Here is a 25,768-nt window from a genome sequence, read left to right as displayed (position 1 = left end):
CACTTTCTTGCCTGGAGCCTGCTGGGAGCGAGAATGTTCATCTTCTCATCGTCAGGCCATTTGTGTGGACGGCCTGAACCGTGGCGTGGCAGATGGGGCGAGCTGCACTCCTATTTTCTTTTGGCCTGCCGTCTATCATGGTCCAGATGGACGTCATCCAACCCTACCTTCCTCTGATCTTCAACGTGCTGCGCGGGCTGGCGGTGGTGGGTCTGGTCCACGCCATCGTGACCCGGCAGCAGATGTTCTGGATGTTCCTGCTGGGCTTCGGGGCGCTGCTGGGCAGCATCTTCGGCATGCTGGGGGCACTGGCCTACACCTTTCTGGTCCTGATCCCCTCCCTGCGCGGCACCGGACGCGTGGCCGGGCAGGCGGTCTCGCGCGGCGTGGAGGCCCTTAAGCCGCTGGACACCCGCATCCGCGAGTCCCAGGCGCAGTTGGACGAGAGCGACACGCTGGCCAACCGCGCTGGTCTGGCCGCCCTGCTGGCCCGCGCCGGGCGCAGGGACGAGGCCCAGGCCACCCTGGACCCGCTGCTGCGGGGCATCTACGCCGACGATCCGGTGGTCTTGCTGACCAGCGCCGAACTGGATCTGGCGCGCGGCAATCCCGCTGGGGCCGAGGACCGTCTGAACGCCGTGGACCTCAAGACCAGCGCCGCCACCCGCACCCGCGCCCTGACCCTGCTGGCCCAGGCCCAGGAAACGCAGGGCAAGCCCCAGGCTGACGCCACCTACAGAGACGCCCTGACCGCCGCCACCACCGAGGAACCCCGCGCCCGCTACGCCGCCTATCTGGTCAAACAGGGCCGCGCTGCCGAGGCGCAGACCGTGCTGGACGCCATCGCCAAGACCGAGAGCCGCGCCACCGCCCTCTACCGCCGCCAGGAACGCGAATGGTTCGATCTGGCTTCGGGTCTGAGGCGCGAGCTGAAGTGAGGGTGCGGCGGCTGTTGCTGACCCTGATGCTGGCTGTAGCTTGCACACTGCTCAGTCTGTTTGCCAACCGTGTCGTCTACCGCCTGACGGAGCCGTGTTCGCCGGGAGCCACCTGCGCCGCGCCTGTGCGGGAAGCAGGCTGGCCGCTGGCCTTCTCTCTTCAGGCCGTGGCAGGCCAGGAAGAGGCCACGGCCAGGGTTGATCCGGCTCAGCTCGGCTGGCAGACTGCTCCATTTGCAGTCAATGTGCTGCTCTATGGGTTGTTGCTGTTGCTGCTGGGCCGGATGCTGCCTTCACAAAAGCGGACAGAGGCCAGATTCTCCTGACATTGCTAAGCCATTGATACTATCCGGGTGATATTGACTTGATCGATTCTACCCGGATAGTATTTTTACATGACTGACCTGCCGACGCTGACCATTTTCCAGGGCCAAGAACGCCTGCTCACGGCACCACTTCAGGACGTGCTGACCTTCCTCAAGTCCAGGGAACGGGCCACCTCTCTACCCCTGCTGACCTTTGACGATCAGACCGGGCGGCAAACAGACTTTGACCTGCGCGGCAGTCTGGAAGACGTGCTGGAGCGCTACGCCCCCGCACCCGCCAAAGCTGGGCCGGGCCGCCCCAGACTGGGCGTGGTGGCCCGTGAGGTCACGCTGTTGCCCCGGCACTGGGAGTGGCTGGAGGGCCAGCGTGGCGGAGCCTCGGCAGCATTGCGGCGGCTGATCGACGAGGCCCGCAAGGCAGACCCGGACGGTGAACGCCGCCGACAGGCCCAGACCGCCACAGACCGCTTTCTGGGCGTGATCGGCGGTGATCTGCCCGGCTACGAGGACGCCACCCGCGCCCTGTATGCGGGCGACGGCGCGGCATTCGCGGCCCAGTTGCAGACCTGGCCGGAGGATCTCCGCACCCACGCGCTGTATCTGGCCGCGCCCGCCTTCACGGAGAAATCGTGACTGCGCCCCGCCAGTACAAGGATTTCACACCGCGCATGGGCGTCTACCGCGTAATGCACGCGCCCAGCGGGCGCACCCTGCTGGGCCAGAGTCTCCATCTGGACGGGATGCTCAACCGCATTCGTTTTCAGCTTCAGAACGGCCTGCACCCGAACAGGGTCATGCAGGCCGACTGGCAGACCGACGGCCCCGAGACTTTCGTGTTTGAAGTGCTGGACGAGATCGAGCCAAAAAACCCCGGCGACGAACCGGTAGATGATCTCGAGGAGTTGCTGACACTATGGCAGGAGAAACTGGCTCTTCCCCCCACGCAACGGTACTAGCGCCAGCGTTGACGGCGGCGCAATTGACCATGCTGTCCGAACAGCCTTCGCCAGAGATTCGCGCGGCAGTGGCCGGCCATCCCAACACGCCCGCCGCCTTGCTGGGCCGTCTGGCCGCCGACTATTCCGTCCAGGTGCTGGGCAACCCGGCCCTGAGCCTGCTACGGCTGGCCCACCCCGGTCTGCTGGAGGGCTGGCCCACCGACACCGTGCTGAATCTGGTGGTCCAGCCCCAGGCGCCCGACTGGCTCCGGCGTTACGCGCTGGCCCATGCCGATCCCCGCTTTCAGGTGGCCGTGGCCGGACACCCAGCGCTGAATACGGATGAGATTCGCCAGCTTGCCCGGCATACCGTCTGGAAGGTGCGGGCGCGGGTGGCGGCCCGGCCTGACCTGTCGCTGGAATTGCTGACCGCGCTGCTGGATGATTCGGATTACGGCGTGCGGCTGGTGCTGGCGGCCCGCGCCGATCTTCAACCCGACGCCGCCGAACGGCTGGGTCAAGACAGTTCGCTACTGGTACGGCAGGCAATGAGGCAGCGACTCCTGCCATAAAACTTGATATGGAAGCGCTATTCGCCTTTTCCCTTTCCCACTTGTGGGAAAGGGAAGGAGATGCGCAGCGTCGGAAGAGTGAGGGGGCCACCGCGCAGGCCCTGCCTTCAAACCAAGACCACAAAAAAACCCCCCGGCCACAAAGGGCCAGGGGGCTGCACTCCCGGTAACGGGGTTAAGCCTGTTGGGGCTTACTTCAGCTCGACAGTTGCGCCGACGGCTTCCAACTGGGCCTTGAACTTGTCGGCCTCGTCCTTGGAGATGCCTTCCTTGAGTGCGCCGCCCTTCTCGCTCATGTCCTTGGCTTCCTTCAGACCCAGGCCGGTGATGGCGCGGATTTCCTTAATGACGTTGATCTTGCTGGCCCCGGCGCTCACCAGAACCACGTCAAATTCAGTTTTCTCTTCGGCTGCGGGGGCCGCAGCAGCAGCGCCGCCACCCATCGAAACAGCAGCCGTCACGCCCCACTGCTCTTTAAGGCCGTCAATCAGGTCCGCGAGTTCCATGATGGTCAGAGTGCCGAGTTGATCGATCATTGCCTGCTTGTCGTATGCCATGTTGGTGTTCCTCCAGAAGTGGAATTAAAACTTTAAGGATTGATGGTGGATTGAAGATGATCTGAGAAAAGATGCAGACGCTTAAGCGCCCGCGCCTTCATCGGTGCTTTCGCCAGCAGCAGCGCTCTCAGCAGCAGCACCTTCGGCCACAGCGTTGTCGTCAGCACCGGCACTGTTACCAGCGCCGCCCTCTTCGAGCTTGGTCTTGTACGCTTCGAGGATGCCCACGAAGTTGCTGAGATGGGCGCTGAGCACGCCGACCAGTTCGGCCTGCAAGGTTTCCTTGCTGCCCAGGCTGGCAATGCGGTTGACGACACTGGCGTCCACCTTGTTGCCTTCCAGGAAGCCGCTCTTGACAGAGGGAATACCCTTGTCGTTGCCCTTGGCGGCGTCGGCCAGAGCCTTGGCAACGCCAGCAGGATCAGAGTGGGCCAGCACCAGGGCGCTGGGGCCTTTCAGGGTGGCCGAGAAGTCGCGGCCCCCTTCCTGAAGGGCGCGGTCGATCAGGGTGTTCTTGGCAACGATCAGTTGCCCGCCCTTCTCGCGGATGTCTCTTCGCAGTTTGCTCAGTTGCCCTGCGCTCAGACCCTGATAGTCGACGACGTAAAACGTCTCGATTTCATTCAGGCTCTGTTTGAGGGTGCTGAGGGTCTGCACGTTCTTGGGATTCGCCACGCAGTGAACCTCCTCGTGGTTGAACAAGTTTGCAGGTGCAAGTTCGCGCGTTTGCGCTTCGCAGCCTGGCAACTCGGCGGGATGTTTAAACCGGGCAAGGGTCCCCGCTGTCTTGGGTGCCGCACTAGAAACGAATTGGGGAAAGGCGCAAAATTGCACCGGGGTGCCAGGAGTTGGGAATGAGGGAGAGGCGGTGCTGCCCCCTCAGTAGATATTCAGGACTGGGCGCTGAGGCTCAGCGGAATGCTGGGTCCCATCGTGGTGGTCATGAAGACGGTGCGGATGAACACACCCTTGGCGCTGCTGGGCTTGGCCCCTTCCAGCGCGGAGACCAGCGCGGCGTAGTTGGCACTCAGGTTGGCCGGATCGAAGCTGGCCTTGCCGATGGGCGCGTGGATCACGCCGGTCTTGTCGTTGCGGAATTCGATGCGCCCGGCCTTGAGGCTGGAGACCATGCCGGTTACGTCGGGACCTACGGTGCCGCTCTTGGGGTTGGGCAGCAGGCCGCGCGGCCCCAGCAGACGGGCCAGTTTCTGACCCACAGCCGCCATCATGTCGGGGGTCGCCACCACGGCGTCGAAATCCATGAAGCCGCCCGCGATGCGTTCGATCAGCTCGTCGCCGCCCGCCACATCTGCGCCAGCGGCCTCGGCAGCGGCGACGTTCTCGCCCTTGGTGATGACCACCACGCGAACGGTACGGCCCGTGCCGTGAGGCAGCGAAACCGTGCCACGCACGTTCTGGTCACTCTTGCGGGGATCGATGCCGAGGCGGAAGTGGACTTCCACCGTTTCATCGAACTTCGCCGTGGCGATGTCCTTGACCATGGCAGCGGCTTCCTCGATGGTGTACTGCTTGTCGCGGTCCACCTTGCCTTCCAGTGCGCGGTAGCGCTTGCCGTGCTTAGGCATTGGGGCCTCCCTCGATGGTAACGCCCATGCTGCGCGCAGTTCCCGCGACGGTGTTGGCGGCGGCTTCCACGCTGCCCGCGTTGAGGTCGGGCATCTTGGTCTTGGCAATTTCCATGACCTGGTCCCAGTTCAGCTTGCCGACCTTGGCCTTGTTGGGCGTGGGGCTGCCCTTGCTCAGACCTGCGGCCTTGCGGATCAGGTAGCTCATGGGCGGGGTCTTGGTGATGAAGGTAAAGCTGCGGTCCGCGAAGATGGTGATCTCCACAGGAATGATCGCGTCACCCTTGTCCGCCGTCAGGGCGTTGAACGCCTTGGTGAACTCCATGATGTTCGCGCCGTACTGACCCAGCGCGGGGCCGACAGGCGGGGCCGGGGTGGCCTTGCCTGCGGGCAGTTGCAATTTGACGATGCCGGTAATTTTCTTCATTTTGACTCCTTAGCTCCCCCGATTGAACGCATCCTGTCAGAACGTGATGGGGTGCTAGCGCTAAGTTCCGCCTCTGCTGCCCGTATGGGCAGAGCGACAGCAACTTTTTCATTTTACTCGCTCAGCCTGCTCCTGCCAAGTGCGGCAGGCAGGAAGCGTGGATTTACTTGGCAACCTGACTGAAATCAAGTTCCACGGGCGTTTCGCGGCCAAAGATGCTGACCAGCACCTTGACCTTGGCCTGCGGCACGTTGATCTCGCTGATCACGCCGCTGAAGTCCGCAAACGGGCCTCCAGTCACGCGCACCATGTCGCCTGCCTTGAAATCGGCCTTGACGCGCGGCGCTTCAGTGACCTTGGGCTGCACGCCCACGCCCACCGAGGTCAACAGACGCTGGACCTCTTCGTAAGACAGCGGAACAGGACGGGTGGCGGTGCCGACGAAGCCGGTCACGCCGCTGGTGCCGCGCACCACTTCCCACGATTCGCCCAGTTCGCCGGGCGTATCGTCGTCTTCCACGTCCATCTGCACGAAGACGTAGCCGGGAAACAGCTTGCGCTCTACGGTTTCCTTCTTGCCGCCGTCGCGCAGTTCCACCGCTTTCTCACTGGGTTGCAGCACCTGGAAGATCTTGGTGCCGCGCATTCCCAATTTGCCCGCCCGGTCCATCAGGTGCTGTTCCACGCGGTCTTCCTGACCCACGTAGGTGTGGACGGCGTACCATTCGATGCTCATGGCAGCACCAATCGGATCAAGTTGCTGAACACCAGGTCCAGCACCCACACGATGATGGACAGGGCCACGACGAAGATCAGCACGGCCTGCGTGCCTTCAAACACCTGCTGGCGCGTCGGCCACGACACACGGGCCAGTTCGGCGCGCGAGTCCTGGAAGTACTGAATCAGATTCATGCATTCACCTGCGGAAGAGGAAGGGGACTGAAACGGCGTCTCCGGGCCAGCACAGGCCGCCTGGAGAAAACCGGAATCAGACCTTCTTCTCCTTGAAGACCACATGCTTTTTTGCCATGGGGTCATACTTGCGCAGTTCCAGCTTGGCCTGCGTGTTGCGGCGATTCTTGGTGGTGGTGTAGTAAAAGCCCGTGCCGGCGGTGCTTTCCATCTTCACGATAATGCGGGGTCCGTCTTTCGCCATGTTGGTCGCTCCTTTCGCAGCCACCCCATAAAGGGGAATTCTGCTCCCAGCGCCTGCCCACAATCATTCTGATGGCGGCAGGATCATTCGCTGGTAAAAGCCCGCCGGGGTGGCGGGCAACACCCACGAGTATAAACCGTGACGGGCGGACTGTCCACCGCCGTTTCTGGAGAATTAGGAAAGTAAGGCTTCGGCGGATTCAGGCAGTCCCGTTGGAAATCCGTCGATGCTCTGGGCGTTCTTGCGCTGCCTGTAGTCGTCCAGTTGCCCGTCACTCAGTTTGTGGTGAACCTCGTTCAGGTTTTCGCGTCCCTCGCGCAAGTCCATCAGGGGCACCGCCATTCCGCAGGAGGTCTGTACCAGATTGACGTCCAGCAGATAGATCTGGCGCGCGGCAGGCAGCGGTGGAAACTGGGCGTAAAGGTCTGCCCACTCGGCCTGATCCGGCTGGACCATGCGGGCCGTGCCGTACAGTCGCAGGATCAGCGGCGCACCTTCAAAGGCACAGAACATCAGCGTCATGCGCGGAAGCTGGAGCAGGTGCGCGGCAGTCTCGTTGCCGCTGCCCGTCACGTTCAGCCACATCACCCGGTTCGGCCCCACCACCCGCAGGCTGTCCATTCCCTTGGGCGACACGTTGACCCGCCCGTCCGCCGCCGCCGTGCCTACGAAGAAGATCGGCTGCCTCTCGACGAAGGCCTGATGCTCTGGGCTGATGGCCGCAAACTGTTTTGCCATGCGGTCAGGCTAGCGCACCGCATTGGTGCAACAAAAAAAGAGGAAGCCCGAGAGCCTCCTCTTTCTAGTTTCAAAGCTTATTCGATGACTTTGGTCACGACGCCTGCGCCGACGGTGCGGCCACCTTCACGGATGGCGAAGCGCAGTCCTTCTTCCATGGCGATCGGCTTGATCAGTTCCACGATGAAGGTGATGTTGTCGCCGGGCATGACCATTTCCACGCCTTCGGGCAGTTCCACCACACCGGTCACGTCCGTGGTGCGGAAGTAGAACTGGGGACGGTAGCCGCCGAAGAACGCGCTGTGGCGTCCACCCTCGTCCTTGGACAGCACGTAGGTGCTGGCTTCGAACTTGGTGTGGGGCTTGATGCTGCCGGGCTTCGAGAGCACCTGGCCGCGCTCCACGTCGTCGCGAGCGACGCCGCGCAGCAACACGCCCACGTTGTCGCCGGCCATGCCGGAATCCAACAGCTTGCGGTGCATTTCCACGCCGGTCACGGTGGTCTTCTTGGTGTCGCGCAGACCCACGATCTCGACTTCATCCTGGATCTTGACGATGCCGCGCTCGATACGTCCGGTGGCGACGGTGCCGCGTCCGGTGATGGTGAAGACGTCTTCGACGGGCATCAGGAACGCCTTGTCGGTGTCGCGCTCGGGGGTGGGGATGTAGCTGTCCACGGCGTCCAGAAGTTCCCAGATGCCGTCGACCCACTTGTCTTCACCACGGGGGGTCTTGGGGTTCTTCTGGAGAACTTCCAGTGCCTGGAGGGCGCTGCCCTTGACCACGGGCAGATCGTCGCCGGGGAACTCGTACTTGCTCAGGAGTTCACGGACTTCCATTTCCACGAGTTCGAGCAACTCTTCGTCGTCGACCATGTCCACCTTGTTCATGAAGACAACCATGTAGGGGATGCCCACCTGGCGGCCCAGCAGGATGTGTTCGCGGGTCTGGGGCATGGGGCCGTCAGCGGAGCTGACGACCAGGATCGCGCCGTCCATCTGCGCTGCGCCGGTGATCATGTTCTTGATGTAGTCGGCGTGGCCGGGGCAGTCGACGTGGCTGTAGTGGCGGGTGGCGGTCTGGTACTCGACGTGGGAGGTGTTGATGGTGATGCCACGGGCCTTTTCTTCGGGGGCCTTGTCGATCTGGCTGTAGTCCATCGTTTCGATGGTGGGGTCCATCGCGGCTGCCGTGAAGGTGATGGCGGCGGTCAGGGTGGTCTTGCCGTGATCGACGTGACCGATGGTGCCGATGTTCACGTGCGGCTTGCTGCGCGAAAAAGTGCCTTTTGCCATGTTGATGTCCTCCTGAAAAAGACTGAATGGGGGCTTGAGGTGAAGACTGCCCTGCTGTTAAATTCAACGGCGGGCAAGCCTGAACAGTGTACCCGCCTACCTGACCCGCGCCAAGACCTGCCTCACGTTTTTGCGGCGGGAGTCATCAGAAGCGGCCCACACGAAAAACATGCAGGCCGATTCCATGAAACCGTGGAACTCTGGTAAAGATTGCTGGAGCTTCTGATCAGGTTCGAACTGATGACCTCTCCCTTACCAAGGGAGTGCTCTACCACTGAGCTACAGAAGCGCGTCTGAGAGGGGGCGAAAAAGGATAAGCGGGAAACGAGACTTGAACTCGCGACATTCAGCTTGGGAAGCTGACGCTCTACCAACTGAGCTATTCCCGCAGGATGAGAGGAGGTAAAGCGCTGGTGGGCAGGGGCGGATTCGAACCGCCGTACACTTACGTGAACAGATTTACAGTCTGTCGCCTTTAACCACTCGGCCACCTACCCGCAGTTGTCATGGTTTCACCGCCGACTGTAACTGACGATGAAACTGTGGAGCCACCCATCGGAATCGAACCGACAACCTTCCGATTACAAATCGGGTGCTCTACCAGTTGAGCTAGGGTGGCTGGAGCGAAGGCAAAGCTGTCCCATCTGGGTGCGGAAGAGGCCGCGCAGGCACGTTCACTTCCGGCTGGGAATAGTAGCACTGGTTATAGAGGGTGTCAAACCTTGCTGGCGGGAGCTTCCTGAGCGGCCCCCGAAAGGCTGGCCTGACTGTTCGGCATACTCCCGAATCTGTAGAACAGCGCGACTTTTCTCGCCTTCCATACAGGTCTGACCAGGGTTGATCTGCGGGCTGTCCAGCATGGGCGGACCTTCCCGGTGGATGGGTCAGGCAGCCGTCCCCACTTGCTGGGCAGCTTCGGGGCTATGAGCCATTCGGCGCATTCCCTGCCAGGCCATGCGGCGTATGCTGTCCGGCGCACGAGTTGTTTCTGGACGCCTTTTCCGGTGGCCCAGACCCGCTCTTTGATTCTCTCGCCCCCTTTTCTGACATGCCCACCGTGTCACCCCAACGAGGTTTTTCTCTTGGACAGTCTGCGTTCCCTGTGGCCCTATCTGAAAATGCACCAGCGCCAGTACATCATCGGCATGGTGCTGGTCATCTTTGCCAACAGCATCAACCTGTTGCCCTTCTATTTCATTCGTCTGGTCATCGACGGCCTGACCGGGGCGCGCGACGGCGATCCTGGCACGCCCGGCATCACGCTGGCGCAGGCTGGATGGTACGCGCTGGGCATCGTGGTGGCGGCGGTGGCAGCGGGCGTGTTCATGCTGTACATGCGCCGATTGATCGTGGTGGCCTCGCGCCAGACCGAGTACGAAATCCGGCGCGACATCTTTGCCCACCTGCAAGGGCTGGACAAGCCGTATTACGACCGCGCCAGTACCGGCGACCTGATGAACCGCCTGACCGGCGATCTGAGCGCCGTGCGCGAGACGCTGGGTTTCGGCCTCTGGCAGATCGTGAACATCGTGTCGGGCTTTCTGACCTCGTTCGCCGTGATGTTCAGCCTGAGCTGGCAACTGACCCTGATCGTGCTGGCGGTGGTGCCCATCATCGTGGGCGTGCTGACGTATCTGGCGCGGCTGATCAATGTGCGCCACCGGCTGGCGCAGGAGCAGAACAGCAAGATCGCGGGCAAGGCGCAGGAAAACTTCAGCGGCGCGCGGGTGGTCAAGGGCTACGCCATCGAGGACCGCGAGATCAGCGAGTACAAGGCCATGAACCTGGAACTGCTGAAGCGCAACATCGCGCTGACCAAGGTGGACGGTCCCCTCAGATCGTTCATGAGCCTGCTGCTCGGGCTGGCTTTTGCGCTGATCCTGCTGGTGGGCGGGCGGCTGATCCTGAACTCGAACGGGGCCTTCACGGTGGGAATGTTCGTGCAGTTCGTGGGCACCCTGGAACGCCTGACTTTCCCGATGCTGATGATCGGCTGGATTACCGGCGTGACCCAGCGCGGGCTGGCGTCGTGGCTGCGTCTGCGTGAGCTGTACGACGCCCGCGCCCAGGTGCAGGACGTGCCGGGCCGCACCGACACCAGCATCCGCACGCTGGACGGCGACTTGCGCTTCCAGAACGTGTCGATGAATTACGGCACCCGCGAGGTGCTTAAAAGTATCGATCTGCATGTTCCTGCCGGGACCTTTCTGGGCATCACTGGCCCCACCGGCAGCGGCAAGACCGTGCTGGGGCAGCTCATCACCCGCAGCATGGACCCCAGCTCCGGCGTGGTCCGCATGGACGGCCATGATCTGCGGGTCATTCCGCTGCGGGTGCTGCACGACGCGGTGGCCGTGGTGCCGCAGGAACCCTTCCTGTTCGGGGACACGCTGGCCAACAACATCGCCTTCGGGGTGGAAAAGCAGGAGTTGCCCCTGGTCAAGACTGGCGTGAGCGTGGTGGGTGCGCCGCCTGTGCCGAATATTCCCCAGCAGCCTGACCCGGAGCGGGTCCGCAACGCCGCCCGACTGGCCGGACTGCTGGAAGACATCGAGGGCTTCCCAGACGGCTTCGAGACGCTGCTCGGCGAGCGTGGCGTGACCCTCAGCGGCGGCCAGCGCCAGCGCACCGCCATTGCGCGGGCCATCGTGCGCGAACCGGCCATCCTGATTCTGGACGACAGCCTCTCGGCGGTGGACACCGAGACCGAGCGCAAGATTCTGGACGGCCTGCGCGAGGTCAGCCAGGGCCGCACCGTGATCCTGATCGCCCACCGCGTCAGCACGCTGCGCCACGCCGACAAGATCGTGGTGCTGGAAGAGGGCCGCGTGACCGAGCAGGGCAGTCACGACGAGCTGCTGGAACTGAACGGCCATTACGCCGAGCTGGAACGCCTGCAACGTCTGGCCAGCGATCTGGACGAGGAAGACGACGCCATCGGTGATCCCGAAGCGGCAGCGGACCGTCTGGCCGCGCGCCGGGAGGCCATCCGCGACGCCCAGGCGACCCAGACCCAGGCTACGCAAACCCAGCCCACGCAAACCCAGACCCGTCAGGAGGTGCTGAAGTGACCGCTCCCGACGACAGCTACAAGAAGGAATTCGACGCTCAACTCACCCGCCGCGTGCTGCGCTACGTCCAGCCGTACCTGCGACTGGTGATCGGCGGCATCGTGCTGGCGCTGCTGATCTCGCTGGCCTCGCCCGTCTTCGCGCTGATCCAGCGCCACGCCATCGACAGTTTCCTGACGCCGCTGGCCCTGCAACGCGGCGGCAATGTGGACGCGCTGTACCGGGGTCTGACCATGACGGCTCTGCTGTTTGCGGGCCTCAAGGTGCTGCAATTTGGCCTGCAATACGCCTTCGCCCTCGCCATCGGCTACCTGGGCCAGAACGTCCTGCGCGACATCCGCGCCGACGTGTTCAGCAAGCTGCAACGGCTGCAACTGTCCTACTTCGATCAGAACCCGGTGGGCCGCCTGATCACCCGCGTCACCAGCGACGTGGACGCCATCAACCAGTTCATCACCAACGGGCTGGTCAGCCTGATCCAGAGCAGCTTTATCATCGTGGTGTACGTGGTCATCATGCTGTCGGTCAACTGGCGACTGGCGCTGATCAGCTTCACGGTGCTGCCGGTGCTGTATTTCGCCACCAACTTCTTCCGCACCAAGTTGCGCGACGCCTTCCGCGACACCCGCACCCATCAGGCCACCGTGAACAGCAAGCTCAACGAGAACATCACCGGGATGCTGACCGTGCAACTGTTCGGGCGCGAACGCCGCAGCGCGCTGGATTTTGACCACAGCAACCGCGCCCTGCTGACCGCCAACGAGAACAGCGTCCACTGGTTCTCGCTGTTCATGCCCGTCGTAGCCGTGCTGGGACAGGTGGCCGTGGCGCTGATTCTGTTCTTCGCCTCGCAGCAGATTCTGGGCGTGGGCGTGGATGCCAACGGGGCTTTGCAGACGGGCGTGGTGGCCGGGGCGATCACGGTGGGCACGCTGTTTGCCTTTATCCAACTGTCGCAGCAACTGTTCCAGCCGATTCAGGATCTGGCTGACGTGTTCAATACCCTGCAAGCGGCGATGGCCTCCAGCGAGCGCATCTTCGGCGTGCTGGACACGGAAGAAGAAATTGCCGACAAGCCGGACGCCAAAACGCTGCCGAACTTCGAGGGCCGGGTGGACTTTGAACAGGTCTGGTTTGCCTACGATCAGACCGTCACCGCCGAGACGCCCGACAGCGACAGCCGCTGGATTCTGCGCGGCATCGATCTGCACATCCAGCCGGGCGAGAGCGTGGCCCTGGTGGGTGCGACGGGCGCAGGCAAGACCAGCGTGACGGCCCTGGTCAGCCGCTTTTACGACGTGCAGCGCGGGGCCGTGAAAGTGGACGGCGAGAACGTGCGCGATCTGGCGCAGCACGACCTCCGCAAGCATGTGGGGGTGGTCTTGCAGGAGGTGTTCCTGTTCGCCGGGACCATCGAGAGCAACCTGACCCTGAACAACACCGAGATTCCGCATGAGCGCGTGGTGGAAGCCTGCAAGTACGTGGGCGTCCACGACTACATCCTGTCGCTGGAAAACGGTTACCAGACCGAGGTGCGCGAACGCGGCGCGACCCTGTCCACCGGGCAGAAGCAACTGCTGGCCTTCGCCCGCGCGCTGATTCAGAACCCGGACATTCTGCTGGTGCTGGACGAGGCCACTGCCAACGTGGACACCGAGACCGAGCTGCGGATTCAGCAGGCGCTGATCAAGGTGATGTACGGGCGCACCAGCGTGATCATCGCCCACCGCCTCAGTACCATCGAACACTGTGACCGGATCGTGGTGATGAAGAAGGGCCGCGTGGTGGAGCAGGGCAGCCACAGCGAACTGCTGGAACAGGGCGGCTACTACGCCCGCCTGCACCGCCTCCAGTATTCGCAGGCCGACGCGGCGGATTGACGCCACCCAACGGGAAGAGGCCGGAAGCAATATGCATTCCGGCCTCTTTCCGTTGCCCCGCGCTACTTCAAGGTCTTGCTGATAAACCCGTTGCTGTAATAGTCCGTCGCCTTCGCTCCGGCGGGCAGATTTCCCTGCTTGACCAGGACAGCCACCGCTTTTGTCCAGGCATCGGGATTGCTTGCGCCGATGCCGTTGGCCTGCGTGTAGGCACTGGTCATCAGCGGCGTGCTGGCCTTGAGGATCTCCAGCGTCCCCGCCTTGCCAAACACGGGCTGGGCCAGTTTGAAGGCGCGGGCGGGGTCCGCCACCGTGAATTTCAGGCCGCGCTGGCTGGCCCGCACCACTTTGGCGGCCAGATCACCCGTTAGCGACTTGCCGGAGGCGATCAGGCCCACGCCCACCATCGGGTACGCGGCGGAAATGTCCAGGGTATAGACCTTCTTCTTCACCGACTGGCCCAGCAACACCACGTCGTTGTTGATGTAGCCCACGGCGGCGTCCACCCGCCCGGCCCGCACCGCGTCCTGCTGCGTGAAGCCGATGGTGGACAACGTGATGTCCTTGCCTTCCTTGAGGTTGGCGCTGTCCAGCACGGCCTGAATGGCGTGGTAACTGCTGCCGTAAGGGCCAGGAATGCCCACCGTCTTGCCTTTTAAGCTGGCAATCCCGTCCAGCGGCTTGAGGCTGAAGACCGTGACTGGGTTCTTCTGGTACATGGTCATGATGTATTTGACGTCTGCACCCTGGTTCCTGGCGAAGATGGCGTCTTCGGGATCGCCCACCACGAAGTCCAGTTTGCCTTGCAGCAGGAGAGGCAGCAGTTGGGTCACGTAGCCGTGCTGATAGTTGACCTTCAGCCCCTCGGCGGCAAAGTACCCCAGCTTGTCGGCCACATAAAAGGGCGTGAATTGCACGTCCGGGTTGTAGCCCAGGCCGATATTGACCGTGCGTGTGGGCGTCTGGGCCTGGGTGGTCTGGGTTCCTCCCAGCAGGAACGCCAGGGAGAGGAGGGCAAAGTGCTTCATGAAACTGAGTATAGGAGCGGGGCGTGACGCGTCTGTGATGGGCCACGCTAAGCCACTGTCCCGCCCATTGCCCCGCCATTGTGCTGATGCTGCTATGTCCGGCTATGCGGCACAGTGAGGGGAGCAAAGGGGGAGGTGGACATGCCAGCAGACCGAAATTCGGATCAAGAAATAGATTGGCGCGGTCCAACTGACCCCGATCAAGCACACTTCGGAAGGCGCGAGAGCCTCTGACACAAAGGGAAAGACTATGAACGGAAAGCACATCACAAAACTGGGATTCGAGAGAAAGGCCATTGGGCTGGCCGTGGCTGCCGCCGCCCTGCGCGAGGGCGCGGGACTGGAACGCGGCGAGATTTTGGACGAATTGCGCGCAGTTCAAGCAGACCCCGCTGTATACCTGACGGGCGGCATCTACGCGGAACTGGCCGCAGAGCTAAGCGCTCTCGCTGCCTTGAATGAAAGTGAGAAGGGTGCGGCCCTGCGGCCAGTTCCGCTGCCCTACGGCGTGTGGGGAGCGGACCTGATCGAGCCGGGCGCACGCGCGCAGATGGATGTGGCGATGCGTCTGCCGATCACCCGCGCCGGGGCACTGATGCCCGACGCGCATGTGGGTTACGGCCTGCCGATTGGCGGCGTGCTGGCGACGGAGAATGCGGTGATCCCGTATGGCGTGGGCGTCGATATCGGGTGCAGCATGCGCCTGAGCATCTTCGCCATGCAGCCCGGCGCGCTGAAACTGGAAGAGGCGAAAACCCTGCTACTCAAGCACACCCGCTTCGGCGCGGGGGTGGCCTTCGAGAAGCGCGAGCGCGAGGATCACGAGGTTCTACACGAAAGTACCTGGGACGATCAGCCCCTGCTGGGCCACCTGTTCGAGAAGGCGGCGGCGCAGATCGGCAGTTCTGGCAGCGGCAACCACTTTGCGGAGTTCGGCACGCTGACGCTGGGCGCTGCTGACCTGGGGCTGGAGGCCGGGGAATACCTGGCGTTGCTGTCCCACAGCGGCTCGCGCGGCTTCGGGGCGCAGGTGGCCGGGCACTTCACCACTCTGGCCGAGCGACTGCATCCCAACCTCGATCCAGCCGCTAAAAAGCTGGCGTGGCTGTCCTTGGACTCCGAGGAAGGACAGGCGTACTGGCAGGCCATGAATCTGGCCGGACGTTACGCGCTGGCCAACCATGAGCTGATCCATGCGCGGCTGGCCCGCGCTCTGGGGGTGGACGTGCTGGCCTCCGCCCACAACAGCCACAATCTGGCCTGGAAGCAGCATGTGAACGGCCAGGAACTAATCGTCCACCGCAAGGGGGCAACCCCTGCTGCTGCTGGGCAACTGGGACTCATCCCCGGCAGCATGGCCGATCCCGGTTTCGTGGTGCGCGGGCGGGGCCACGGGGACGCCCTGGCCAGCGCCAGCCACGGCGCGGGCCGCCAGTTGGGGCGCAAGGCTGCCATCAGTAAGCTGGTGAAAAAGGAAGTCACGGCTTACCTCAAGGAGCGCGGCGTCACGCTGATGGGCGGCGGCATCGACGAGGCCCCGCAGGCGTACAAGCGCATCGAGGACGTAATTGCGCGTCAGACCGATCTGGTGGAGGTGGTGGCCCGGTTCACGCCGAAGGTGGTCCGTATGGACAGCGGCAGCGAGGACATCTAGCCCGTTCCTGACCCAACCCTCTCCTACACGGGGAGGGCTTTTTAATTCTCCCGTTTCACTCTGCTGAGCAAAGCGGGTGTCAGTCGCTGGCCACCCTCAGGCTGGGGTCCGTGTCATGCAGGCGGGCGTGCAGGGGTTTGGCGTACCAGGTCATGACCGGGCGGGCGTCCACCGTGAACTCGAAGCCCAGCCTTTCCCAGAAGCGGACGCCGCGCGGATTCTCGCCCAGCACACTGGCCAGGATGCGCGTGATCTGGGGCGGCAGGCGTTCCTCCAGATCGCGGACGGCCTGTTCGCCCAGACGCTGGGACTGGCGGTCCTCGCGGATCAGCAGCAGATTGATGGTCAGGTCGCCGGGTTGCGGGTAGTCAAGCTTGTAGTCAAGGCTGCCCACCAGTTCGCCCTGTGCGTCATGCAGCAGTTCCAGGCGGCGGCGCGGGTCGAGCAGGGCGATTTCCACGTCCCGTTCGGTCTCGCGCAGGGACGGGATACGGCTGCCCAGCAGGGCAAAGTAACCCGGAGAGGCGGTGTAGAGCATATGCAGCAGCGGCGCGTGGTGCAGCGCCAGCGGAGTGGAATTCAAGGCGGAGCCTCCTGTCCAGTGTGGCAGGAATGAGGGGGGAGAGGAAGGGACTGGACTGAGAAAGAGCATACACCCCGCCTTCTGACACGGGTATGAATTTCCCTTATCCCAGCGCTTGAGGGGGGGTTCATCTCAAGGGGTGGGGGGGTGCGCTACCCTGAGATGATGACCGTCCACGCCTCTCCCTTTTCTGACACCTCGGGTTCTGACAGCCCGAGTGCTGGCAGACCGCCCGCGTCAGGGTTTTACGCGGTCCGGCTATCGCGCCCCGGTGCGGTGCTGGCCCCGATGGCGGGCTACAGCGACGCCCCCATGCGGCAACTGGCTGCCGAACAGGGCGCGCTGTGGACCGTCAGCGAGATGATCAGTGCGCGTGGACTGGTGCTGGGCGGTGATACCGAGAAACTGAATCTGGGCCGCCCCTATGCCGGGGAGCAGGGGCGGGTGGTGCAGCTCTTCGGCGCGGAACCCGAACTGCTTGCTGCTGCCGTGGCCCGTGCGGAGGCGTGGTTTGTCCCGGCGGCCATTGACCTGAATATGGGGTGTCCGGTGCCTAAAATTCGCGGTAAGGGCGGCGCGTGCCTGCTCCAGACGCCGGAAGTGGCCTTCACGCTGATTCAGGCCATGCGGGCAGCCACCGCGCTGGACGTGAGCGCCAAGATCCGCCTGGGCTGGGATACGGACCGCAGCGTGGAGGTGGCGCAGGGGCTGGAGGGAGCAGGGGCGTCGCTGATCACCGTGCATGGTCGCACCAGCCGCCAGCGTTATACCGGCGAGGCCGATTGGGACGCGATTGCCCGCGTGGCAGAGAGCGTATCGGTGCCGGTGGTGGGCAGCGGCGACATCCAGGACGCGCAGACGGCCCAGCAGCGCCAGCAGGCCAGTGGCGTGGCCGCCGTGATGATCGGGCGCGGCTCGGTGGGCAACCCCTGGATCTTCCGCGCGCTGGCAGAAGGGCAGAACCACGGGGAGCGGCCCAGCGCCCAGGCCCGCGCACAGACTGCGCTACGCCACGCCGAACTTCAGACGCAGTTCTACAACGACGACACGGGCCGCCTGACCCTGCGCCCACTCCGCAAGGTGCTGCCCAAATACTTGCCGGATTATCCCGAGCTGCACTCCGATCTGACCCAGGTGGTGACCGTGGCCGATGTCAGGCGGGTGCTGGCTCCTCTGCTGATTCTCCAGCCAAATTCATTGGCAGATTCACTGCCGCAGGGCGGGACAGTTCAGACAGGGGCGGTTTCAAGGGCTTCTACAGAGTATGCTGGGAGTTATCCATGAATGTTCGCGAGTATTACACCTACCTGTCTGCCGCACGCGAACAACTGTGGAATTATCTGCGTGCCCTGCCCGCCGCCGACCTGGACCGCGATCTGATCGAGTCCGGGGACCGCTTTCACAGCATCAAGGATCTCTTGCTGCACACCACGGATGTCGAGGACCACTGGGTCCATTACATCGCGCGCGGCGAGAACCTTCAGAGCGACGGACGGTTCAAGCACGACTGGGTCAAACCGCAGGCCGGGCAGTACGAGCTGTCCTGGATCATCGACTACGGGCGCACAGTCAGCCAGCAGACGCAGGCGTTCCTGGATTCGGAGCCTGATCTGGACCGCAGCATCAAACTGATTCAGGACGACCCGGCCAGTGACACCGTGACCCTGGACCAGTTGATGTGGAACGTCATGACCCACGAGATTCGCCACACCGCCCAGATCGCGCTGATGGTGCGTCAGTTGGGGCACACGCCCCCCTGGTCCGATTACCTGCGTTTCGCCCGGCCCCAGGCCACGGCCAGCGAGGGGCTGGATGATCCAGAACTGGACGATCCCGAGGAAACTGAGACCGAACAGATTTAAGATCTGGAACTGCTGAAACGCCCCGCATGCAAATTGATGCGGGGCGTTTCGGTGGTTCTGTGTGTCAATCGCTTACATGATGCGCTGGCCCAGCAGGCTGGCGGCCATGCCCACCATCACTTCCGCCGTCTGGTTGCGGGTGTCCAGGATGGGGTTGACCTCCACGATGTCCATGCTGGTCACGCGCCCGGACTCCGAGAGCAGTTCCATCAGCAGGTGGCCCTCGCGGTAGGTCAGGCCGCCGGGGACGGGGGTGCCCACGCCGGGGCAGATGGACGGGTCCAGCGCGTCGGCGTCAAACGAGACGTGCAGCCGCTCCAGGCCGCCCAGGCGTTCGAGGGTCTCGTCCATGATGTGGGTAATCCCGCGCTGGTCCACGTCTTTCATGGTGTAGGCCAGGATGCCCGCCTCCTGCATCAGGGCGCGCTCGCGGGCATCCACGCTGCGGATGCCGATCATCACGATGTCCTCGGGGCGCATGTGCCAGCCGCCGCCCAGGCCAGTCAGAAGGGGGTCGCCCAGCCCGGTCAGGTGGGCCACCGGCATCCCGTGGATGTTGCCGCTGGGGCTGCTCTGCGGCGTGTTGTAGTCGGTGTGGGCGTCCACCCAGATCAGGCCGCTGCGGACGCCCTGTGGGTTGCCGCGCAGCGCATTGCCGGTCACGGTGCCCATGCTGACGCTGTGATCGCCGCCCAGGGTAAGTGGAAAGGTGCCGTCTGGCAGCGCGGCCACACGCCCGGCAGCGTCGCGGCAGGCTTTGATGATCGGGTCCAGAAAGACCAGTCCGGCTTCCATGTGCTTGTCCAGCGTCTCGGGCAGGGCCACGGCGATGTCGCCCAGATCGCTGACCGTGTGCCCCAGCTCACGCAGGCGTGTGGCCAGATGCGCGTTGCGCAGCGCCGACGGTCCCATATCTACACCGCGCCGCCCCGCGCCCAGATCCATCGGAATGCCTAAAAGTGAAACGTTCATGCATGCAGCTTATGGGACGAATGGGCTTATGCCTTGCGGCTGCAACATTATTTTTGCGGAAATGGCGTGGCACGGACTTAACGGATGTTCAGATGAATATTCATGCTGCCGGGTGGCTCAAACTCGGCGGCGAATGGCGCACTTAACCTCGCTGCGCCCACACGGTCAATTCCCCATCCTCCTTATCCCAGCCCCTGCCCGTTCGTACGAAGTCCAGTTTCTCCAGCACACGTTCGCTGGCGCGGTTGTGGAGGGCGGTCTGGGCAGTCACGGTCTGCACGTCCGGGCGGGCGTGCAGGTGGGCCACGAGCGCGCCGACGGCCTCGGTGGCCAGCCCCTGTCCCCACGCTTCCGGGTTCAGGCCATAACCGATTTCCAGCTCGCCTGCCGCGTTCGGCCTGCCCTTGCCGCCCAACTGGCCGATGGCGCGCGAACCCACGCGCGTAACGGCCACGAAGTTCTCTGGCACCTCGCCTGCCCGGTCCGTCTGGGTCAGGTAAAAGGGAAAGGCCCCCAGCGGGTCACCGGGCCACGCAGCAGGAAAGAAGATGTCCAGCGGGCCGTCCGGCGTGTCGCAGGTCAGTGTAAAATCCTCGCCTTCCAGCCGGGCGATGATCAGGGCGCGGGTCAGGGGCAGCAGCCGTAAACGCGGCGTGAAGAGAAGAGGCACGCGGGCACGGTATCCTGAATCTTTCGCCCCGGCAGCCCCATGACCCAGACCATCCCCGAGTCCTCTTCCGCCGTTCAGCCCCGTGTGCTGGGCAGAAGAGTCATGGTGCTGGCGGATTACGTCCATCCTTTCGTGTACCGCGCGGGCTTTCCACAGGGCCTGCCGGAGGTGGATGCGGTGCTGGCTGCCGGGGACATTCCGGGGTATTACCTTGAATTTCTGGCCACCAAGTTGACCGTGCCGATCATTTATGTCCACGGCAACCACGAGAACGAGTATGTCAACGAGGGCGACGGGCGTATTCCTCCACGCGGCGTGATCGCGGCGCACGGGCGCGTGGTAGAGGAAGCCGGGTTGAAGATCGCGGGCTGGGGCGGCGCACCCCGTTACCGCGAGAAGGGAGGCGGGCAGTACAGCGCCTACGAGGCCCGCTGGGGGCTGGCCAAACTGGCGTGGCGCGCACGCGGCGGCGTGGATATCCTGCTCACGCATGCCCCGCCCACCGGGCCACACGCCGGAAGCGACTACGCCCACCGGGGCTGCCCGGAACTGAACCGGTTCATGGAACGCCGCCGCCCCCCACTAATGGTCCACGGCCACATCCACGAGTACGAGGGCCGCAAGCTGGAATATCTGGATCCGGTTTCTGGGGTGCGGGTCATCAACGCCTACGGTTACCGCGTGCTGGACGTCTGAAACTCGTCCATCTGAACCGTGTCTAAAGTTTTTCTGTACGCCCTGCACAGAATTGCATCCCATTATCGTGGCATTCTTGGTACCGATCTGGCAGTCGAAACTTTAAATCTCACGGTTTCTTCTGCGTGGGCCAGGCGGCCCGGCAGATCAGGGGAAGGCTGCCCACCCCTCCATCAACGGGCGCGCGAGTGGGTTTCTGATGGCCCCAGGAGGGTTCGAGTCCCCCCGCCCATCACCACAAGTTGAGCAGGCCAGAGGCGCAGTTGTCGTCTCTGGCCTGCTCTCTTGGATTTCTGCTGTGGCCTCCTGTATGGCTTCCGAGCGGTCCACACCCGAAGCACTGGCCCTGCTGCACGTTCGTCACCCCTGACAATGACGCTGAAACCGTATTCCCACTGCATTGATCTGATCAACACCTCTGGCCCCAGACGCGCCAATGGTGAACAGCTCAAGTCGCTGGGCTGTCAATGTCCGCGCTGTGCAGGAATGCCAGCCCAGCTTCTTTTCTCAGATTCTTGAACCGTCCGGTTCCCGAATCCGGGTGCCATCATCCAGCCGACTCTCGATGGCCCGCGCGTGTGCTTCCAGTCCTTCCGCACGCGCCAGAACAGCACCGGCTGGCCCGATGCGCCGCAGGGTGGTCTCGTTCAGGCCCACCACACTGATGATGTTCTGGAAGTCGCGCACGTTGACCGGACTCGCAAAGCGGGCAGTGCCGCCCGTGGGCATCACGTGGCTGGGGCCAGCGACGTAATCGCCCAGCGCCTCCATGCTGTACTCGCCGATGAATACACCGCCCGCGCGCTGCACCCGGCCCAGCAGGCTCCAGGGATCGCGGGTCAGCAGGCACAGGTGTTCGGGAGCGTAGAGGTTAGACAGCTCCAGCCCCTCATCCAGATCGGCGGCCAGCACGACCTTCATGCGGCTGGCGATACTGTCGCGCGCCCAGGTGCGGTTGGGTTCGGGCAGGGCCTCCAACTGGCCGTTCAGCTCGGCCTGCACCTTAATCAGCAGGTCCCGGCTGTTCGAGACCAGCACCGGCTCTGCGCCTAAGTGTTCGGCCTGCGCCAGCAGATCGGCAGCGACATGGCGCGCGTCGGCGCTGTCGTCGGCCAGCACGAGGGTTTCCGTCGGCCCCGGCAGGCTCTCTATCCCGGTCTGTCCATAGACCAGCCGCTTGGCAATCACCACGAACAGGTTGCCCGGCCCGGCGATCTTGTCCACCGCGCCGATGCTGGCGGTGCCGTAAGCCAGCGCCCCGATGGCCTGCGCGCCGCCCACCCGGTAAACCTCGCAGATGCCCAGTTCGCGCGCCGCCACCAGAATGGCTGGATTGACCCTGCCATCTTTGCCCGGCGGAGTCGCCACCACGATATCCGGCACACCGGCCACCTGTGCAGGAACTGCCGTGTGAATCAGCGTGCTGATCAGCGGCGCGAGGCCACCCGGCACGTACACGCCCACCCGGCCCAGCGGGCGCACCAGTTGCCCCAGCGCCCCATCTGGCCCGTGGTTCAGAAAGCCGTGCGCGGGCTGCTGCTCGTAAAAGGCCCGGACGCGGGCGATGGCGAGGCGAATGGCATCGTGAAGTTCCGGGGCAACCGTGGCCGCCGCGATCTCCTCAGCGCTCACCGCCAGCGCATCTGGGCGTGAGCCGTCCAGCCGCTCAGTCCAGTCGCGCAGGGCGTCGTCGCCGCGCCCGCGCACGTCGGCCAGGATGCGCTCGACGACCTGCTGCGGGGTCAACGCCTCACCAAATGTTTTCTCTATTCGGGCCAGAACGCTGTTGGGTACAGGAATTTCATTAAAACTACGGGTCAGGGAAGCGCGGGCATCGGAACCTTCGAGAACTTGCATGGAAACTCCTGCGGAGGGTTGAAAAGTCAAAAGGTCTGAGGGCCTGAAAGCATCTGTTTCTGGGCTAGACGGTCAAGGAAGCCGGGCCAGAGCCAGACGTCAGTCGCGTCCCCGTCGCCGCCGTTTTTCATTGGGGGCTGGGCGGCGGGCGGCAGTGGCCTGGGCATTGGCCTCAATCAGGCCGAAATCGGTGGGCTGGATCAGGCGGAGCAAACGGTGAGGGGCGTCGCGCTCTACATACACGTAGGCGTTGCCGGGGCGCAGGTAATAGCCGTGGGCGTCGGCTTCCCCGATTTGGCTGTCGGGCAGGCGCTGGATCAGCACGCGCCCGCCGGTCAGGTGCGCGTAGGAGCGTTCCGGGCCGCCGCCTTGCGCCGCCGCGCGGGCACGCAGCCACATCAGCAGCCCCACCGGATCGTGGTAATCGGTGGTCAGCGGTGTGCTGGCCTCCTCCTTGCCCTGCCGCAGCGTGACCACACCCGCGCGGCGATCAAAGGTGGTCTCGAAAGCCGCCTTTCCCCGCCCATCGCCCTCGGCATAGCTGAGGCTGGTCAGCGTGCGCGGATCAAGGCGACTGGTCTGCACCCGCCGCAGGTCCGGCAACACACCTCCAAAATCGGTCTGCACCCGCACCACCACCGCGCCGCGCTCCGGGCTGACCGTCCACGCCTGCTCTCCGGCGTAGCGACCGCCCAGCGTCAGCGTCAGGCCGAAGGCTTCGGCCTCTCCTGCCAGCCCGACGGCTACTGCAACGCTGACCAGAAGCTCTCACCCGGCCCCGTCCACTGTGCGCCCAGCGCCTCGGCCACAGTCGCGCCGATGTCGGCGAAGGTGGCACGCTCTCCTAAATCAACACCGCCCGCCAGCCCCGGCTTATGCACCAGCAGCAGCCCGTGCTCGCGGGTGTGATCGGTGCCGGTCCAGGTGGGATCGTTGCCGTGGTCACTGGTGATGATCAGCGCCCCGCCGTCTGGCACGCTGGCCATGATCTCGGGCAGCGCGGCGTCGAATTCGGCCAGACAGTTGCTGTAGCCCGCTGGATCGCGGCGGTGGCCGAATCTGGAATCGAAATCCACCAGGTTGGTGAAGATCAGGCCGTCAGTCCCCTCGTTGCCCGCCTGTTTCATCCGCTCGATGGTCTTGCGGATGCCGTCGGCGTTGCTGTCGGTATGGATTTCTTCAGTAAAACCTTGATGGGCGTAGATGTCGGGAATCTTGCCGATGCCGATGACCTCTTTGCCTGCATCTTTGATGGTGTCCAGCACTGTTTGCGGCGGCGTCAGGCTGAAGTCGCGGCGGTGTTCGTTCTCGCGCTCGAAAGGCCACTCGCCCCGGAAAGGCCGGGCGATCACGCGGGCCACGGCGAATTCACCGTGCAGCAGCGCGCGGGCGGCCTCGCACCATTCGTACAGTGTTTCCAGCGGCACCACGTCCGTGTGCGCGGCGATCTGGAACACGCTGTCGCCGCTGGTGTACACGATGGGATCGCCGGTTTTCAGATGTTCCCTGCCGTAATCGCTGATCACGTCGGTGCCGCTGTACGGCTTGTTGCACAGGTGGCCGTGCCCGGTGGCGGCATCGAAGGGGTCCATCACGGCGGGGGGAAAGCCATCCGGGAAGATCTGAAAGGCGTGTTCCAGTTGTACGCCCATGAATTCCCAGTGCCCGGTGGAGGTGTCCTTGCCGGGGCTGACCTCGCGCAGCCGCCCGTAGCCGCCCGTGGCGGGCACATCTGGCACGGTCTCGGGCGAGGTTTGGACGGTGGGCACATGCCCCAGCCCCAGTCGGGCTAAGTTGGGCAACTTCACCGGAGCGGCCTTCAGGGTGTGGTTGATGGTGTGTGAACCCACGTCTCCGAACGCCTGCGCGTCGGGCAACTCACCCATCCCCACGGAATCCAGCACGATGATGGTCAGTAACATGCGGTCAGTCTAAGGTGTGGACGCCTGGGGCAGGGTATTGATGGAGGGATGTTGAAGGTTGGGCTGCCCCGGCCTTTGGTCCAGCGGTACAACGGCCTCTCACGCCCGCTGCTTTCACAATCTCCCACTCCAGACAGGCAGAGCAGGGCAGAGAACCGGACCCCTCCCACCCCCATCAAATCCGCCTTCTCTCACGGCCTTCAAACCACCTGCGTGGTACGCTGCCCACGTGACTGTGCCCGCCTCCCAGACCCCGACTTCTCCGGCTGCAACGCCTGTTTCTGCCCTGTCACGAGAGACTGCGCGGCCCGATCTGGTGGCCAGCAACCTGAGCAAGTCCTACGGGCGGCGCGCGGTGGTGCGGGACGTGAGTTTCATGGTGCGGCCCGGCGAGATCGTGGCGCTGTTCGGCCCCAACGGGGCAGGGAAGACCACCACCTTTTACATGCTGGTGGGCTTTATCCGGCCCGGTGGCGGCAGCATTGCGCTGGGCGAAAAAGACGTGACGCGCCTGCCCATGCACGAACGCGCCCGCATGGGCCTGGGCTACCTGCCGCAGGAACCCAGCGCTTTTCGCAAGCTGACGGCCCGCGACAACCTGCTGGCGATCCTGGAATACCAGAATCTGTCCAAGGCCGAGCAGTTTGAACGGGCTGACGCGCTGCTGGCCGAATTCGGGCTGACCCATCTGGCAAACAATTTTGCCTATCAGCTCTCGGGCGGGGAACGCCGCCGCCTGGAACTGGCCCGCGCCCTGACCACCGATCCCGATTACCTGCTGCTGGATGAGCCGTTCACCGGAGTGGACCCCAAGAGCATCCGTGAAATTCAGCGCCTGATCCGCGAGTTGCGGGACCGCCGGGGCATCGGCGTATTCATCACCGACCACAACGTCCGCGAGACGATTGCCCTGACGGACCGGGTGTATCTGATGTTCGACGGTCAGGTCAAGTTTGAAGGCACGCCGCAGGAATTCGCGCAGGATATCCACGCCCGCAACGATTACCTCGGCGACGACTTCGAGCTGTAGTCGGAGGAAT

The 25,768-nt window shown here is 63.8% G+C and carries 28 protein-coding genes and 4 tRNA genes; 12 read left to right on the top strand and 20 right to left on the bottom strand.

The genetic code is table 11. From position 1 onward, the window contains the following. Positions 1–146 precede the first annotated feature (146 nt). The 5 genes from DAAJ005_RS16150 (at position 147) to DAAJ005_RS16130 (ending at position 2,774) form a co-directional block, all read left to right on the top strand. Complete coding sequence (locus DAAJ005_RS16150; RefSeq protein ID WP_151847998.1) at positions 147–938, top strand: hypothetical protein; 792 nt, start codon at positions 147–149, stop codon at positions 936–938. 2 nt (positions 939–940) lie between these two features. Beyond that, positions 941–1,264 (top strand): hypothetical protein, encoded by a 324-nt coding sequence (locus DAAJ005_RS16145; protein ID WP_151847997.1) that lies wholly within the window; start codon positions 941–943, stop codon positions 1,262–1,264. 69 nt (positions 1,265–1,333) lie between these two features. Continuing rightward, the gene (locus DAAJ005_RS16140) at positions 1,334–1,897 is read left to right on the top strand and encodes a DUF2239 family protein (RefSeq protein WP_151847996.1); all 564 of its coding nucleotides are present in this window, start codon (positions 1,334–1,336) and stop codon (positions 1,895–1,897) included. Beyond that, positions 1,894–2,220 carry a GIY-YIG nuclease family protein gene (locus DAAJ005_RS16135; RefSeq protein WP_151847995.1) on the top strand — a complete coding sequence of 109 codons (327 nt, stop codon included), beginning with the start codon at positions 1,894–1,896 and terminating at the stop codon, positions 2,218–2,220. The genes DAAJ005_RS16140 and DAAJ005_RS16135 overlap by 4 nt, the downstream gene beginning before the upstream one ends. A 29-nt stretch (positions 2,221–2,249) precedes the next feature. Then, on the top strand, positions 2,250–2,774 hold the full coding sequence (locus DAAJ005_RS16130; RefSeq protein ID WP_226342704.1) for a hypothetical protein: 525 nt from the start codon (positions 2,250–2,252) through the stop codon (positions 2,772–2,774). A 191-nt stretch (positions 2,775–2,965) separates the two neighbouring features. Here the strand turns inward: DAAJ005_RS16130 and rplL are convergent, their stop codons facing one another. The 13 genes from rplL to DAAJ005_RS16065 all read right to left on the bottom strand — a co-directional run bounded on the left by rplL (position 2,966) and on the right by DAAJ005_RS16065 (position 9,152). Continuing rightward, on the bottom strand, positions 2,966–3,331 hold the full coding sequence (gene rplL / locus DAAJ005_RS16125; protein WP_075833606.1) for a 50S ribosomal protein L7/L12: 366 nt from the start codon (positions 3,329–3,331) through the stop codon (positions 2,966–2,968). An 81-nt stretch (positions 3,332–3,412) separates the two neighbouring features. Then, positions 3,413–4,006 carry a 50S ribosomal protein L10 gene (rplJ, locus tag DAAJ005_RS16120; protein WP_151847993.1) on the bottom strand — a complete coding sequence of 198 codons (594 nt, stop codon included), beginning with the start codon at positions 4,004–4,006 and terminating at the stop codon, positions 3,413–3,415. A gap of 215 nt (positions 4,007–4,221) precedes the next feature. After that, entirely contained in the window at positions 4,222–4,917 is a 696-nt protein-coding gene (rplA, locus tag DAAJ005_RS16115) for a 50S ribosomal protein L1 (RefSeq protein WP_151847992.1), read from the bottom strand. Beyond that, positions 4,910–5,344 (bottom strand): 50S ribosomal protein L11, encoded by a 435-nt coding sequence (gene rplK, locus DAAJ005_RS16110; protein ID WP_151847991.1) that lies wholly within the window; start codon positions 5,342–5,344, stop codon positions 4,910–4,912. Before rplK ends, rplA begins: the two co-directional genes overlap by 8 nt. Positions 5,345–5,507: 163 nt before the next feature. After that, positions 5,508–6,080, bottom strand: a complete 573-nt coding sequence (gene nusG / locus DAAJ005_RS16105; RefSeq protein ID WP_151847990.1) for a transcription termination/antitermination protein NusG — start codon at positions 6,078–6,080, stop codon at positions 5,508–5,510. Continuing rightward, positions 6,077–6,256, bottom strand: coding sequence for a preprotein translocase subunit SecE (gene secE / locus DAAJ005_RS16100; protein WP_075833599.1), 180 nt, complete (start codon positions 6,254–6,256; stop codon positions 6,077–6,079). The genes nusG and secE overlap by 4 nt, the downstream gene beginning before the upstream one ends. Positions 6,257–6,332: 76 nt before the next feature. Further along, positions 6,333–6,500: a 50S ribosomal protein L33 gene (gene rpmG, locus DAAJ005_RS16095; protein ID WP_029479293.1), complete on the bottom strand. Its 168-nt coding sequence runs from the start codon at positions 6,498–6,500 to the stop codon at positions 6,333–6,335. Between the two features lie 174 nt (positions 6,501–6,674). After that, positions 6,675–7,238 carry a pyridoxamine 5'-phosphate oxidase family protein gene (locus tag DAAJ005_RS16090; RefSeq protein WP_151847989.1) on the bottom strand — a complete coding sequence of 188 codons (564 nt, stop codon included), beginning with the start codon at positions 7,236–7,238 and terminating at the stop codon, positions 6,675–6,677. Between the two features lie 77 nt (positions 7,239–7,315). Next, positions 7,316–8,533, bottom strand: a complete 1,218-nt coding sequence (tuf, locus tag DAAJ005_RS16085) for an elongation factor Tu (RefSeq protein WP_151847988.1) — start codon at positions 8,531–8,533, stop codon at positions 7,316–7,318. Positions 8,534–8,747: 214 nt separating this feature from the next. After that, positions 8,748–8,822, bottom strand: a tRNA-Thr gene (locus tag DAAJ005_RS16080). A gap of 27 nt (positions 8,823–8,849) precedes the next feature. Then, a tRNA-Gly gene (locus DAAJ005_RS16075) sits at positions 8,850–8,922 on the bottom strand. Positions 8,923–8,944: 22 nt separating this feature from the next. After that, positions 8,945–9,030 (bottom strand) — tRNA-Tyr (locus DAAJ005_RS16070). Between the two features lie 46 nt (positions 9,031–9,076). Beyond that, a tRNA-Thr gene (locus DAAJ005_RS16065) sits at positions 9,077–9,152 on the bottom strand. A gap of 499 nt (positions 9,153–9,651) precedes the next feature. On the opposite strand from DAAJ005_RS16065, the gene DAAJ005_RS16060 reads away from it, so the two are divergent. Together DAAJ005_RS16060 and DAAJ005_RS16055 are read left to right on the top strand one after the other, a co-directional pair. Next, a complete protein-coding gene (locus DAAJ005_RS16060) occupies positions 9,652–11,604 on the top strand; it encodes an ABC transporter ATP-binding protein (protein ID WP_151848625.1) in 1,953 nt (650 codons plus the stop codon). After that, entirely contained in the window at positions 11,601–13,484 is a 1,884-nt protein-coding gene (locus tag DAAJ005_RS16055) for an ABC transporter ATP-binding protein (protein ID WP_151847987.1), read from the top strand. The genes DAAJ005_RS16060 and DAAJ005_RS16055 overlap by 4 nt, the downstream gene beginning before the upstream one ends. Before the next feature lie 62 nt (positions 13,485–13,546). Here DAAJ005_RS16055 and DAAJ005_RS16050 read toward each other — a convergent pair whose 3' ends face one another. Beyond that, positions 13,547–14,512, bottom strand: coding sequence for an ABC transporter substrate-binding protein (locus DAAJ005_RS16050; protein WP_151847986.1), 966 nt, complete (start codon positions 14,510–14,512; stop codon positions 13,547–13,549). A gap of 250 nt (positions 14,513–14,762) precedes the next feature. Between DAAJ005_RS16050 and DAAJ005_RS16045 the strand changes: the two genes are divergently transcribed. Beyond that, positions 14,763–16,166, top strand: a complete 1,404-nt coding sequence (locus tag DAAJ005_RS16045) for an RtcB family protein (protein ID WP_151847985.1) — start codon at positions 14,763–14,765, stop codon at positions 16,164–16,166. A 79-nt stretch (positions 16,167–16,245) separates the two neighbouring features. On the opposite strand, the gene DAAJ005_RS16040 is transcribed toward DAAJ005_RS16045, so the two are convergent. Beyond that, complete coding sequence (locus DAAJ005_RS16040; protein WP_151847984.1) at positions 16,246–16,749, bottom strand: GNAT family N-acetyltransferase; 504 nt, start codon at positions 16,747–16,749, stop codon at positions 16,246–16,248. 288 nt (positions 16,750–17,037) lie between these two features. Here DAAJ005_RS16040 and DAAJ005_RS16035 point away from each other — a divergent pair, with 288 nt between their 5' ends. Together DAAJ005_RS16035 and DAAJ005_RS16030 are read left to right on the top strand one after the other, a co-directional pair. Then, positions 17,038–18,033: a tRNA-dihydrouridine synthase gene (locus DAAJ005_RS16035; RefSeq protein ID WP_226342703.1), complete on the top strand. Its 996-nt coding sequence runs from the start codon at positions 17,038–17,040 to the stop codon at positions 18,031–18,033. Beyond that, positions 18,030–18,611 (top strand): DinB family protein, encoded by a 582-nt coding sequence (locus DAAJ005_RS16030; protein ID WP_151847982.1) that lies wholly within the window; start codon positions 18,030–18,032, stop codon positions 18,609–18,611. Before DAAJ005_RS16035 ends, DAAJ005_RS16030 begins: the two co-directional genes overlap by 4 nt. Positions 18,612–18,683: 72 nt before the next feature. Here DAAJ005_RS16030 and rocF read toward each other — a convergent pair whose 3' ends face one another. Together rocF and DAAJ005_RS16020 are read right to left on the bottom strand one after the other, a co-directional pair. Further along, complete coding sequence (gene rocF, locus DAAJ005_RS16025; RefSeq protein ID WP_151847981.1) at positions 18,684–19,583, bottom strand: arginase; 900 nt, start codon at positions 19,581–19,583, stop codon at positions 18,684–18,686. A gap of 142 nt (positions 19,584–19,725) precedes the next feature. Further along, positions 19,726–20,253 carry a GNAT family N-acetyltransferase gene (locus DAAJ005_RS16020; RefSeq protein ID WP_151847980.1) on the bottom strand — a complete coding sequence of 176 codons (528 nt, stop codon included), beginning with the start codon at positions 20,251–20,253 and terminating at the stop codon, positions 19,726–19,728. A gap of 39 nt (positions 20,254–20,292) precedes the next feature. Between DAAJ005_RS16020 and DAAJ005_RS16015 the strand changes: the two genes are divergently transcribed. Continuing rightward, positions 20,293–20,949, top strand: a complete 657-nt coding sequence (locus tag DAAJ005_RS16015) for a metallophosphoesterase (protein ID WP_226342481.1) — start codon at positions 20,293–20,295, stop codon at positions 20,947–20,949. Between the two features lie 507 nt (positions 20,950–21,456). Here the strand turns inward: DAAJ005_RS16015 and hisD are convergent. The 3 genes from hisD to DAAJ005_RS16000 form a co-directional block, all read right to left on the bottom strand. After that, complete coding sequence (hisD, locus tag DAAJ005_RS16010; RefSeq protein WP_151847979.1) at positions 21,457–22,806, bottom strand: histidinol dehydrogenase; 1,350 nt, start codon at positions 22,804–22,806, stop codon at positions 21,457–21,459. Between the two features lie 99 nt (positions 22,807–22,905). Then, the gene (locus tag DAAJ005_RS16005; RefSeq protein WP_370519732.1) at positions 22,906–23,433 is read right to left on the bottom strand and encodes a hypothetical protein; all 528 of its coding nucleotides are present in this window, start codon (positions 23,431–23,433) and stop codon (positions 22,906–22,908) included. Between the two features lie 116 nt (positions 23,434–23,549). After that, complete coding sequence (locus DAAJ005_RS16000; protein WP_151847977.1) at positions 23,550–24,728, bottom strand: phosphopentomutase; 1,179 nt, start codon at positions 24,726–24,728, stop codon at positions 23,550–23,552. Positions 24,729–25,044: 316 nt separating this feature from the next. Between DAAJ005_RS16000 and lptB the strand changes: the two genes are divergently transcribed. Then, positions 25,045–25,758, top strand: coding sequence for an LPS export ABC transporter ATP-binding protein (lptB, locus tag DAAJ005_RS15995; protein ID WP_370519829.1), 714 nt, complete (start codon positions 25,045–25,047; stop codon positions 25,756–25,758). Positions 25,759–25,768 lie beyond the last annotated feature (10 nt).

It is taken from the genome of Deinococcus sp. AJ005, assembly GCF_009017495.1.
Classification (GTDB): Bacteria; Deinococcota; Deinococci; order Deinococcales; family Deinococcaceae; genus Deinococcus.
This window is presented reverse-complemented; position numbering and strand designations above follow the sequence as displayed.